An 11,806-nucleotide genomic window follows, 5' to 3' on the forward strand; every position below is an offset into this window, starting at 1 on the left:
CCCTCCATCGGTTGAATTTCCAAGGCTCTACCGAAAAGACAACACATAAGATAATATGATCTTTTGATAGAGAAGATAGGTGATTGACTATGATCCAGCCCCAGATCACCTTTCGTGAACTCAATCATTTTTTGAGCGTCGTCAGTCAGGGAGGCTTCGTGAAAGCCAGTGAGGCCCTGAACATCAGTCAGCCTTCCATCAGCCAGAGCATTCAGGCACTCGAAGCCAAGCTCGGAACAAGGCTGATCATACGCAGCAAGAAAGCGGTACTTCTGACCGAAAAGGGCGAGATATTTCGCCGCTATGCCGAGCGCACTCTGCGTGACGAAATCGCGCTGCGCGAGATGCTTGCGGCTGACAGGAAGAGCCTCGAAGGCCCTTTGCGCGTGACAGTGCCCCCCGCCATCTCATCAATCTGTTTTCCGGCGATCATCGAGAGTTTCTGCAGTCAGTATCCAGGGGTAATGCTCGAGATCGACGAATGCCCATCGGACAGGCTGATTCCCCGATTGCGCGGAGGTCAGACCGAAATTGCAGCGCTCATCCTTCCGATTGGCGAGAAGGATCTGCACCTCTACCCACTCGGGCGGGATCATCTCAGTCTCGTGGTACCGGACCAGCATCGCCTGAGCGACAGCAAAAGCTGCTGTCTGGCTGATATCCTGCAAGAGCGCGTCGTGCTGCTCAGGGAAGACTTCAAGATCAACAGCTTCATCGCCCAGGCCTATGCAGAGCATGGTGCCGTGCCCAGAGCAGCGGGGCGCACAGGGGATATCTATCTTCTGATGGCCATGGTGCGGGCCGGTGTGGGTCTTGGAATCGTGCCCTCCGCCCTGTGTCGTGGAAGCTGGATGGAGGGTCTTAACGCGCTGCATCTGCTGGCACCGACCATGGGGTTCGAACTTGCCCTCGCAACGCGTCGCGACCATGTTCTGTCACCTGCAGGCGAGGCGTGGCGGTCTGTCTGCCTGGATCATTTCACCCGATCCATCCTCGCCTGACGGGAGCAGTCCTGCATCGGATATCGAACGTCTGCGTTATTGATCTTGTCTGAAGCGAGCGCCTGAAATTTCGTCAGCACGCTTCATTCAGGAAGGTTTTTGCTCTCAGAAAGAAAAAGAACATGATCAAAAGATCGGAAATACAGGACTACGTTCAGCGCCGTTACGGTATCGGCCCCGATTATACTTTCGCGCAATATCCTGATTATGCAGTTTTCCGTCATCCGGGGGACGAGAAATGGTTCTGTCTGCTTATGACTGTCGCCAAAGACCGGCTCGGTCTCGAGGGAGAAGGGGAGTGTGACCTAATCGACGTCAAATCTCCGCCCATGAAAGTGGATGATCTGAGAACCCAGCCCGGATACCGGCCTGCTTATCACATGAACAAGACCCATTGGCTGAGTGTCCTGCTCGACGGCAGGGTCAAGCGAGAAACGCTGTTCGATCTTATCGATCATAGTTTCGAGCTGACACGGTAACTCGCGCGTTCCCAGCTGGGACGCGTCGCGTTCTGATGCAGTTGTTGTGTCGGCTAGCTTACAAGACTGGCATGCCCCTCGCTGTGAGGGCGCATGCCAGTGAGCAGGATGATCCGTCAGATCACCATTGAAGCCATCAGGCAGAAGCCGAGGCCGAGGAAGGCAATCAGGGTTTCGATAACGCACCAGGTCTTGATGGTCTGGGGCACGGTCAGGCCCAGATATTCCTTGATCTGCCAGAAGCCTGCATCGTTCATCGGGCCGAAAGCGACCGATCCGGCGCCGGTGACGAGCACCATGAGCTCAGGCGAGACGCCGTGGCTCTTGAGCAGGATGGGACCTGCGATGCTCGATGCCGTGCTCATGGCAACCGTGGCAGAACCGCAGGCAACGCGAACGATGACGGCCAGAAGCCAGCCCAGCACCAGAATGGGCACATTGAAGTCCAGTGCCGTGTCGGTGATGACCTTGGACACACCGCTATCGACCAGCTCACGCCCGAAGCCGCCGCCCGCGCCGACCAGCAGCATGATAAGCGCGGTCGGGCCAAGGCACTCATTGGTGAACTTCAGAATGGTGTCGCGCGAGAAGCCGCGGGCGAGACCCAGCACATAGAAGGAGAGAATGACGGCCAGAACCAGGGCGATATCGGTATTGCCCACGAAATGCAGCGCCGTGTTGAGGCTCGTACCGGGGGCGGAAACGCGATCGGCAATCGAGGCGATCAGCATCAGAACCACGGGTGAGAGAATCGTGAAAACTGTGATGCCAAAACCGGGCATGTTCTTCGGCGGTTCGCGATTGACGAATTGCTCCGCCAGCGGGTTTTCCTCGGTCAGGGGAACACGCGGCGCGATGAACCGGGCATAAAGCGGCCCTGCAATAATCGCGATCGGCGTGCCGATCAGGATGCCGAGAAAGATCGTGTGGCCCGTATTGGCGTGATAGGCCGAGAGCGCCAACAGCGTCGCCGGGTGGGGCGGGATCATGGCATGGGTGACGGAAAGAGCCGCGCCCATAGGCAGAGCAACACGCAAAAGCGGCGTATCGGTACGCGCCGCAAGCACGAAGGCGAGCGGGATCAGCAGCACGAAGCCGACTTCGAAGAAGACCGGCAGACCGATCAGCAGACCAATGACCATCATGGCCCAGTCGACGCGCGATCGTCCGGCCCAACTCGATATGGTCAGGGCAATCCTGTCTGCGCCGCCAGACTCCGCCAGCATCTTGCCCAGCATGGTGCCGAGCGCGATGACGGTGCCGACATGGCCCAGAACATGGCCAGCGCCCTCTTCGAAGGATTTGACGACCTTGTCGGCAGGCATACCGGCGGCAAGCGCCAGAGCCAGCGAGGTCGTGAAGAGGACAATGAAGGGGTTGAGCCTGAAATAGGCGATGAGAACGACGATCGCGAGGATCGCGGCCGTGGCGAGGGAGATGGCAAATAGCGCAGACATGGCGTGATCTCGGGACCGGAAACGGATTTCTGTCAACGTGTTGAGACGCGTCTGATGTTCACATATTGGGCAGAAATCTTACAAGCCGCGTCAGGGCTGGTCCGGCGCCAAAAAAATCTGGATCGATCCAACCCTTCCGAAAGCCGTGAAACGAGTCGCGATGGTCGGCAGGCATGGCGCCCCGGCCTGAACCGGACTATGCAAAAGGATCATTTCGCTTCTGGCGCCGCGTCATGTCTCTTTTTCTGTCAGGTGGTTTCTCTCACCCCGAAAGAGCCGGGGGCGCCAAGACCGAACAGGGAGATCTGGCATGCTGATTCGCACCGACGAGAAAGCGGATATCGACACCCCGACCGGCAAGATGCGCGTGCATCTGTTCCGTCCCACAAAAGAGGGGCGCTTCCCGGCCATTCTGCTGTTTTCGGAAATCTATCAGGTAACGGCGCCGATCGAGCGTCTGGCCGCCATGATTGCGGGGCAGGGTTATCTGGTGGCTGTTCCCGAAGTCTATCACGAATACGAGGCGGCGGGCTGCGTTCTGGCCTATGACAAGCCCGGCACGGATCGGGGCAACGAGCTGAAATACACCAAGCCTGTCGGGCAGTTCGACAGCGACAATGTCGCGTTGATCGACTGGCTGCGCGGCCATGAGGCATGCAGCGGCCGCTTCGGGGCTTTCGGTGTCTGCCTCGGGGGGCATCTCGCCTTTCGCGCGGCGCTGAACCCGGCCATTGAGGCGACTGGCTGTTTCTACGCGACCGATCTGCACACCGGCACGCTGGGCGGTGAGCGCCATGACGGTACGCTAGCCCGTGCTGCAGAGATCAAAGGCGAGATCATGATGGTCTGGGGCCGTCATGATCCGCATGTGCCCTATGAGGGCCGTCGCCAGATCCGCGATGCGCTGGAGCAGGCGGAAGTGGCGCTTGAATGGCACGAAGTTGATGGCCAGCATGCCTTCCTGCGCGACGGAGCCCCTCGTTTTGACGCGGCGCTGTTCCTGCAGGGCATGAGCTGGACCAATGCGCTTTTCCAGCGCGTCTTCATGGCGCAGCCCTGAGCGATGGCCATGGTGCAGCACGGTGAGGGGCTTTACGGCTGGGAACGCGCCAAGGCGATGCTCGCCGTTGCGCTTGCCGTGCTGCTCTCTGTTCTTGATTATGCCGTGGCCAATGTCGCTTTGCCGAGCATTGCCCATGACCTGAATATTGCCTCGTCGCAGTCGATCTGGGTCATCAATGCCTATCAGCTGGCGTCATTATCGATGCTGCTGCCCCTGGCTTCTCTTGGCGCGCGCATCGGCTTTGCGCGCATGTGTCGGGTGGGTATTGCGATCTTCCTCGTGGCGTCCGTGCTATGCGCCCTGTCTCACAGCCTGCTCGAACTGGCTCTGGCCCGCGCTCTTCAGGGGGTTGGTGGGGCCAGTATCATGAGCGTGGCGATCGCGCTTATCCGCTTCATCTATCCCAAGGAAGCGCTCGGCAAGGGCCTCGCTCTCAACGGGCTGATTATTGGTACCGGGGTGGCGCTCGGTCCGACAGTGGGCTCCCTGGTCATGTCAGTGGCTGACTGGCCGTGGATTTTCTGGATCAATGTGCCGCTTGGGCTGTTTGCTCTTGGCATGGCCAGTTTCGCCCTGCCGGTGACACCGCGTTCGGAGAAGGCGGTTGATCTCGCTGCAATCTGTCTGACGGTCGCGGCCTTTACCTTCACGGTGATCGGCGTTGATGATCTGGTGCATGGCGGGCTCTTCAGCGCCTTGGCGCTGTCTGGCATCGGCATGGCCTGCTGGCTGGCCCTGCTGCGGCATCAACGGGGAAGCAGCGAGCCGGTCGTGCCCGTCGATCTGCTAGGCGTGCCGTCTTTCCTGATCGCTTTTATTGTCGGTATGACCGGTTTTGTTGCGTCGAATTTCTTCATCATTGCCATGCCGTTTACGCTGGAAACGGTATTTCAGCGTCCCGTGACCGTGACGGGTTTTCTGATTACGCCCTGGGCCGTGGGCGTGGCCAGCATGTCGTTCCTGATCGGACGCTGGGCGGACAGGATACCGGCAGCGCAGCTTTCGAGCCTTGGTCTTGCCATAACGGGATGCGGCTTTGCCCTGTTGTGGATGCTGCCGAACGATGCGTCCAATTTCGACATCATCTGGCGTACCTGGCTTGCGGGCTCGGGTTTTGGCATGTTTCAGCCCCCCAATAATCGCGTCATGATGCTTGCAGCCCCCCGTGGCCGCGAGGGGAGTGCCAGCGGTCTTGTTTCAGTCGCCCGGCTTGGCGGGCAGACGCTGGGCGCGCTGCTGGTGGCGAGCGTCTTTCGTTTCAGCACCCATGCCTCAACGCTTTGCCTGCTTTGTGCGATGATCATTGCATGGCTCGGCGCCGGTCTCAGTCTCGGGCGGACGCTACGGCTCGGTTCCAAGCGCTGATCGCTCAGCTGTGAGGCGCCTTCCCGTCTGTGGCCGGGCTAGGATGGCACCCTGACCGGGTATGACCGGCGGATGAGAAGGAAAGAAGCACGTCAATGAATGGCCTTGTGCGTCGCGCCAAGATATTTGCGACCAGAGCCCATGCCTCGATCGGGCAGAAACGCAAATATGACGGCCAGGATTATATCGTTCACCCTGAGGCAGTGGCGCTGATCGTGGCGACAGCGGGTGGACGGCCCGAGGCGGTCGCTGCGGCCTGGCTTCATGACGTCGTTGAAGACACACCCGTTACCCAGGCCGAGATCGACACCGTCTTCGGTTCCGATGTCGGGAGTCTTGTCGAGATGCTGACCGATGTGAGCCGCCCCGAGGATGGTAACCGCGAGACGCGCAAGGCGATTGACCGGGCCCATTCGGCACGGGCGAGTGCCGAGGGACAGACGATCAAGCTGGCTGATCTGCTGGACAATGCCCGTTCGATCATCCGTCACGACAAGGATTTCGCCGTGACGTTCCTGCGCGAGATGAAGCAGCTCATGCCGCTTCTGACGAAGGGAGATCGCAGGCTTCATCGCGAACTCGGCGACGTGCTGGATGCCTGGGAAAAATCACGGTCATGACACCCGTCATTCGCATGGTGGCGGGATCGCATCTCTATGGCACCGATACGCCTGCTTCTGATACCGATCTCAAGGCAGTCTTTCTGCCCTCGGCACGCGATATCCTGCTGCAATCCTGTCAGGATGTCGTTGTGACGCAGCGTGAAAAGACTCACGGCGAGCGTAACCAGGCTGGTGAAGTCGACGAAACCGGCTTCTCGCTCCACCGCTTTCTCGATTTTCTCGGGCAGGGCCAGATTGTTGCGCTCGATATGGTTTTTACGCCTCCTGAATTCTGGCTGGAGGAGCCGCATCCTGTCTGGCATCGCATTGTTGGCTCCCGTCTTTCGCTGATCGGGCTGAGTACGGCGAGTTTTCTGGGCTATTGCCGTGCCCATGCAGAGCGCAATGGCGCGCGCGGTGCGCGACTGGCAGAGTTGACTCAGATGGCACGCTTCCTAGGAGAGGAGCGCGCCTCTCATGGGGGCGCCGGGCGTCTGGAAGATATCGAGACAAGGCTGCGCGATTTTATCGCCACCTCGAATTTCGCGCATACGGCAATCGTCATGATCGATCAGCCGGGCCCTAACGGGGCTGTTGCGCATCTGAGCTGTGCCGGGCGCAAGACGCCTTTCAGGACGAAGCTGAGTGACGCGGAGGCACTTCTGGCTCGTGCTGCAGCGAGCTACGGGGCCCGCGCCAATGCGTCCAGCAACGGTTCAGACGGGAAAGCGCTCAGCCATGCGTTGAGGGTGGGCTATCAGACCAGGGAATTGCTGAGCACGGGTCATATCACCTTTCCAAGGCCCGAGGCCGACCATCTGCGTGCGATCAAAGGAGGGAAAGTGAGTGCTGAGTGCGTTGGTCAGGAACTCGAAGCTCTGCTGATAGAGATCGAACGTCTTGCAGACTCGACCTCATTCGTCGGCGTCGAACCCGATCGTGCTCTAAGAGACGATCTCATCTGTCATACGTACAAAAATGCTATCTTCGAGTTGGAAAAAATTTAACTTATATAGTTTAATTATGTGTTTATAGGATTCATGATCCTGTTATGTGTTGTGTAAGTAATTGGAGAAACTTATGGTCATAAATGGAAATTTTCTTGTCCCGGGCGAAAAGTACCTGATGAAAATATGGACCGGGCTGAGCAGTGAGGTTTTTAAAAAGACGGAGGAAGTAACCTTCGTTGGATATATCTTCGATGGTCTACCGGTTCTCGGAAAGTCTTTCGCAATGAAAGATCTGGTGCCGGGCAAAAACCAGAAAGCCTATATGCTCGCGTTAGATGGCCAATACATTGTGATCGGCGCTCCCGTTCACAATGGGATCTGGGCGACAGATGAGGGAGACAGGGTCACATTCTCCACATTGGCGAGCAACTGAGAGAATAACCCTATTGCGGCTAGGGCAAGATACGACACAATCTTGTCTCTCTGGTCGTCTTGCCTTCCAGTTCCATGGTCGTCGGTAGCGTGGCGGAACTGAGGATGTCGATGCCGTCTTTGGGGGCATAAGGGCGGCCGGGGTCGGCCATCCAGACTTCCATGTCCTGAGCGCAGCGGCGCAGCCAGGGAATGATGCGGTCCGCCATCGGCTGATTGTAGCAGACATCCCCGCAGAGCAGCAGATCGACGGGGGGAACCTTGCCAATCTGATCGCCATGGAGCGGCGTCACGCGCAGCCCGTTCAGTGTTGCGTTGAGTTGGGCGGCGTCGAGGGCGAGAGGATCGATGTCATTGACCAGCACCTCGCTCGCGCCGGCTTTTGCGCAGGCAAGCCCGGCAAGACCACCGCCACAGGCAAAATCGAGCACACGCTTGTCGCGAACGCTTTCGGGATGATCGAGAATCCAGCGTGCGAGAAGCTGGCTGCCAGGCCAGGCAAAGGCCCAAAAGGGCGGTTCGATATTCATCTCGGCTAGATGGGATTCGGTTGCCTGCCAGATCGGGGTGATTTCGGTTGCCAGATGAAGGCGCAGCTCAGGAACGAGAGGGGCGGTCTCGATGGACGTCTGGCTGACAATGAAAGCGGCAGGGTCTTTCATGAGAAACTGCGCCCGAGAATGAAGGCGAGGGCCAGCACGAGACCGAAGGGCACGTTCTGACGAAACAGTTTCAGGCAGAGAGCCGGATTGTGGATATCAAGCCGTGTGATTTGTGTCAGGAGGATCAGACTCGCGAAGGCGGCGACGGGCCAGGCCGACCAGTGCAGATGGCCAAAAGCCATGGCTGCGGCGAAAAGCACGATTGCGCCCCCATAGCAGCTTGCAATGAAACCTCGCGCCTTCGAGGCCCAGAGACGAGAGGTTGAGCGCACGCCTATACGGGCATCGTCATCCATGTCCTGAAAGCCGTAGATCGTGTCAAAACCGAGCTGCCAGATGATCGTGCCCGCGTAAAGCAGGGCACAGACCCAATCGACATGTCCGGCGCTCGCGGCGTAGCCCATGGGCGCGCCGAAGCCGAATGTGAAACCCATGACAAGCTGCGGCCACCAGGTGACACGTTTCGCGGCTGGATAGAGACCGACCAGAAGCAGGGCCAGAGGCGCCAGCGCCCAGCAGATGAGCGGCAACTGGAAAAGGACAAGCGCGCCGATCAGCAGGAGAGCCGCCAGAAATGCGAGTGCCTGTTTGACCGAAAGGCGTCCGCTCGCCAGAGGACGCCCTGCGGTGCGGGCGACCTGCGCATCGATCTTGCGATCCCAGATGTCGTTCACGACGCAGCCCGCCGAGCGCATGGCCAGAGAGCCGATGGCGAAAAGCAGGATCAGCACCGCCCGGTGCAAAGGCGTCGTGCCCTGTGCAAGTTCGATGCCCCAGATCCCGGGCAGAAGCAAAAGCCATGTTCCGACAGGGCGGTCCAGACGTGCCAGCAGCACATACGGGCGCAATCCCTCCGGCAGACGGGCAACCCAGCCGTGAGCGCGGATATCGGTATGGGCTGCGGTCTGACGTATCATTAGGGTCTCCGTGTCGTCATGACGGTTCATTGCGTCTATGAGGGTCGAACGTCAATCACGCATCAAGAGGGTCTCATGCAGGACGCGCCCCGGCTATATCTCGATCTGCCATTTCCGCCCCAGGGCGAGGGGGTGGCGCTCGATGCGGATCAGATGCGCTATCTGGCCACGGTGCTGCGCCTGCAGAATGGCGATACGGTTCATGTCTTCAACGAGGCAGCCGGGGAATGGGAGGCTCGTCTCGAGATCCAGCGCAAGGACAGGGGGCAGGCGCTTCTTGTTGCGCAGGTCAGGGCGCCCGAGCAGCCGATCGGGCCGGTGCTGGTTTTTGCCCCGCTCAAGCGTGATGCCACCCATCTCGTTCTGCGCATGGGGACCGAAATGGGGGTGACACGATTCTGTCCAGTGATCACCGAGCGCACGAATACCCACAGAATCAATGCCGAGCGTTTTCGTGCCATCGCCATCGAGGCGGCAGAACAATGTGAGCGGCTCGACATTCCCCTTATTGATCCGCTCAGGCCGCTCACTCAGCTTCTGGCCGAATGGCAGGGAAGCAGAGCGCTTTACGCTGGGCTGGAACGACAGGAAAGCGAAAGCGTTGGTGTGGTACCGGGTGATTACGGACTGCTCATCGGGCCGGAGGGTGGTTTTTCCGAAACCGAGCGTCGTTTGTTGAATACCCATGAGGCGATTATTCCGATTTCGCTCGGAAAACGCATATTGAGGGCCGATACCGCAGTTGTTGCAGGACTTGCCCAGTTGGCGTTTCGCTCCTCACAGTCCATATAGGACGAAACTCATCAGTTTCTTTTTCCAGACACCCCTGAGGCTCCAGTAACGCCCATGTCCAATCCAGGTGACCTGAACGACACGCCCATCCAGAGCAAGGCCCAGCTCGTCACGCTTCTTGCCGATGGCGCAAAGCCGCAAGCCTCCTGGCGTATCGGCACCGAGCACGAGAAATTCGGCTTCGTTCTGCCTGACGATCAATCCGGGCGCGTCGCCTACAGCCCACCCGCCTATACACCGGACGGTATTGAATCGCTGCTGCACAGCTTCAGGGGCGATGGCAGTGCCTGGGAGTCGATCGAGGACCACGGCAAGCTCATCGGTCTGAAGGGCAGGGGCGTTCATAAGGGGGAGTCGGTCTCGCTCGAACCCGCGGGCCAGTTCGAGCTATCGGGGCGCCCGACAGCCGATCTGCACGAGACCAGGGCCGAGATGGAAGCTCATTTCGCCGATCTGCGTGCGCCTGCCCAATCCCTGGGTCTTGGTTTCGCCCCGCTGGGCTTTCAGCCGCTCTGGTCGCGTGATGCCATGCCGATCATGCCCAAAAGCCGCTACGCCATCATGCGTCGTTACATGCCCAAGGTAGGTACGCTCGGTCTCGACATGATGACGCGCACCTGCACAGTGCAGGTCAATCTCGATTTCGGCTCTGAGGAAGACATGGCGCGCAAGATGCGCGTCTCTCTGGCGCTTCAGCCTCTTGCCACCGCCCTTTTCGCCAATTCGCCGTTCTATGAGGGCAAGCCTAACGGGCTGCTGTCGAACCGCGCGCATGTCTGGACCGATACCGACAATGCCCGTTCGGGAATGCCAGCCTGCTGCTTTGAAGACGGCTTCGGCTTTGAGCATTATGTCGACTGGGTGCTTGACGTGCCAATGTATTTCGTGATGCGCGATGGCGAGATACGCGATGTGGCAGGGGCGTCGTTTCGTGACTGGCTCGCGGGCAAGGCGCAGCCCGCGCTGGCCGGGCTTACGCCGACCATGGGGGACTTCGAAGACCACCTTACGACAGCGTTCCCCGATGTCAGGCTCAAGCAGTTTCTTGAAATGCGCGGTGCCGATGCCGGCAGTCCTGCCATGATGCTGGCGCAGTCTGCGCTCTGGGTCGGCCTGCTCTACGATCCGGCGACGCTTCTTGCGGCAGAGGCACTCGTGCGTGAGCAGGATTGGGACAGCTATCGTGCCCTACGCGCTGCGGTGCCGGGAAAGGGCTTGGATGCCACCTTCCCCGGTGGGCTGCGTGCGCTCGCAAAGCGCGTGATTGCTCTGGCGGAGCAGGGCCTGCGTGCACGCAAGCTCGGTGAGGAGAATTATCTGGCCCCGCTCCAGGCCATCGCTGATGGCGCTAAAACCCAGGCCGAACACTGGCTCGATCGCTATCATGGGGACTGGCAGGGTGATGTCAGGTTTATTTTCAACGAAGCTGCTATCTGACGGATCGGCCATGACACTGCGCGCAGCCTGCCTGTTCACCGGCCTCGCCGGTCTCCTTTTTGCTCCGGTGCCGGTCATGGCGCAGGTCAAGCCCGCTGTGTTGCGTCCGGCTGATGCAGGCTGGATTGCCCGCGTTCAGGATGCGCTGAACGGCATTCATGCCATCAAGGCGCGCTTTCAGCAGATCGCGCCCGATGGCGCGCGTACGACGGGAACGGCCTGGCTCGATCGGCCGGGGCGCATGCGCTTCGATTATGACAAGCCGAGCCCGCTGCTGTTGATCGCCAATCAGGGGCAGATCGTCTATCAGGACCGTGAGTTGGGCCAAGTCACGACATTACCGCTCGACCGCACCCCGCTTGGTCTGCTTCTGCGCCCCGATCTGCGCCTGTCCGGGGATGTGACCGTCACAGGATTTCAGCACGACAAGGGACTGGTGCAGGTCACGCTCGTGCGTAGCGCGACACCTTCCGAGGGCAGTCTGACGCTTATTTTCGCTGACTCGCCGCTGACTCTGCGCTCATGGGTTGTGAAAGACGCGCAGGGGCGCGAGACTCAGATCGATCTTTTCGATGTCGCAGCCAATCCCACCCTGCCGGACACGCTTTTTGCGCTTCCGAAAGAGCAGGATTGATCACTTGTCCCCGGC

General features: G+C 59.5%; 13 protein-coding genes. 10 read left to right on the forward strand and 3 right to left on the reverse strand.

Annotated elements, in window-relative coordinates; genetic code table 11:
- Positions 1-89 precede the first annotated feature (89 nt).
- On the forward strand, positions 90-1,001 hold the full coding sequence (locus IEV53_RS03160; protein WP_188425284.1) for a LysR family transcriptional regulator: 912 nt from the start codon (positions 90-92) through the stop codon (positions 999-1,001).
- 122 nt (positions 1,002-1,123) lie between these two features.
- Positions 1,124-1,480, forward strand: coding sequence for an MmcQ/YjbR family DNA-binding protein (locus tag IEV53_RS03165; RefSeq protein ID WP_188425285.1), 357 nt, complete (start codon positions 1,124-1,126; stop codon positions 1,478-1,480).
- 116 nt (positions 1,481-1,596) lie between these two features.
- Here IEV53_RS03165 and IEV53_RS03170 read toward each other — a convergent pair whose 3' ends face one another.
- Entirely contained in the window at positions 1,597-2,937 is a 1,341-nt protein-coding gene (locus IEV53_RS03170) for a GntT/GntP/DsdX family permease (protein WP_188425286.1), read from the reverse strand.
- A 310-nt stretch (positions 2,938-3,247) separates the two neighbouring features.
- On the opposite strand from IEV53_RS03170, the gene IEV53_RS03175 reads away from it, so the two are divergent.
- The 5 genes from IEV53_RS03175 (at position 3,248) to IEV53_RS03195 (ending at position 7,350) form a co-directional block, all read left to right on the forward strand.
- Positions 3,248-3,997, forward strand: coding sequence for a dienelactone hydrolase family protein (locus IEV53_RS03175; RefSeq protein ID WP_188425287.1), 750 nt, complete (start codon positions 3,248-3,250; stop codon positions 3,995-3,997).
- 9 nt (positions 3,998-4,006) lie between these two features.
- The gene (locus IEV53_RS03180; protein WP_229719508.1) at positions 4,007-5,365 is read left to right on the forward strand and encodes an MFS transporter; all 1,359 of its coding nucleotides are present in this window, start codon (positions 4,007-4,009) and stop codon (positions 5,363-5,365) included.
- A 95-nt stretch (positions 5,366-5,460) separates the two neighbouring features.
- Entirely contained in the window at positions 5,461-5,985 is a 525-nt protein-coding gene (locus IEV53_RS03185) for an HD domain-containing protein (RefSeq protein WP_188425289.1), read from the forward strand.
- Entirely contained in the window at positions 5,982-6,974 is a 993-nt protein-coding gene (locus IEV53_RS03190; protein WP_188425290.1) for a DNA polymerase beta superfamily protein, read from the forward strand. Before IEV53_RS03185 ends, IEV53_RS03190 begins: the two co-directional genes overlap by 4 nt.
- Before the next feature lie 118 nt (positions 6,975-7,092).
- Positions 7,093-7,350 carry a hypothetical protein gene (locus IEV53_RS03195; protein ID WP_229719509.1) on the forward strand — a complete coding sequence of 86 codons (258 nt, stop codon included), beginning with the start codon at positions 7,093-7,095 and terminating at the stop codon, positions 7,348-7,350.
- 19 nt (positions 7,351-7,369) lie between these two features.
- Here IEV53_RS03195 and IEV53_RS03200 read toward each other — a convergent pair whose 3' ends face one another.
- Both IEV53_RS03200 and ubiA read right to left on the reverse strand, forming a co-directional pair.
- Positions 7,370-8,011 (reverse strand): class I SAM-dependent methyltransferase, encoded by a 642-nt coding sequence (locus tag IEV53_RS03200; RefSeq protein WP_188425292.1) that lies wholly within the window; start codon positions 8,009-8,011, stop codon positions 7,370-7,372.
- Positions 8,008-8,928, reverse strand: coding sequence for a 4-hydroxybenzoate octaprenyltransferase (ubiA, locus tag IEV53_RS03205; protein WP_371869817.1), 921 nt, complete (start codon positions 8,926-8,928; stop codon positions 8,008-8,010). Before ubiA ends, IEV53_RS03200 begins: the two co-directional genes overlap by 4 nt.
- A gap of 75 nt (positions 8,929-9,003) precedes the next feature.
- Here ubiA and IEV53_RS03210 point away from each other — a divergent pair, with 75 nt between their 5' ends.
- The 3 genes from IEV53_RS03210 to IEV53_RS03220 are packed head-to-tail and all read left to right on the forward strand — an operon-like array spanning position 9,004 to position 11,791.
- Positions 9,004-9,720 (forward strand): 16S rRNA (uracil(1498)-N(3))-methyltransferase, encoded by a 717-nt coding sequence (locus IEV53_RS03210; protein ID WP_188425293.1) that lies wholly within the window; start codon positions 9,004-9,006, stop codon positions 9,718-9,720.
- Between the two features lie 54 nt (positions 9,721-9,774).
- Positions 9,775-11,157 (forward strand): glutamate--cysteine ligase, encoded by a 1,383-nt coding sequence (locus IEV53_RS03215; RefSeq protein ID WP_188425294.1) that lies wholly within the window; start codon positions 9,775-9,777, stop codon positions 11,155-11,157.
- Positions 11,158-11,167: 10 nt separating this feature from the next.
- On the forward strand, positions 11,168-11,791 hold the full coding sequence (locus IEV53_RS03220; protein WP_188425295.1) for a LolA family protein: 624 nt from the start codon (positions 11,168-11,170) through the stop codon (positions 11,789-11,791).
- Positions 11,792-11,806 lie beyond the last annotated feature (15 nt).

Origin of the sequence: Asaia siamensis, assembly GCF_014635085.1 — a bacterium.
GTDB classification, from domain to species: domain Bacteria; phylum Pseudomonadota; class Alphaproteobacteria; order Acetobacterales; family Acetobacteraceae; genus Asaia; species Asaia siamensis.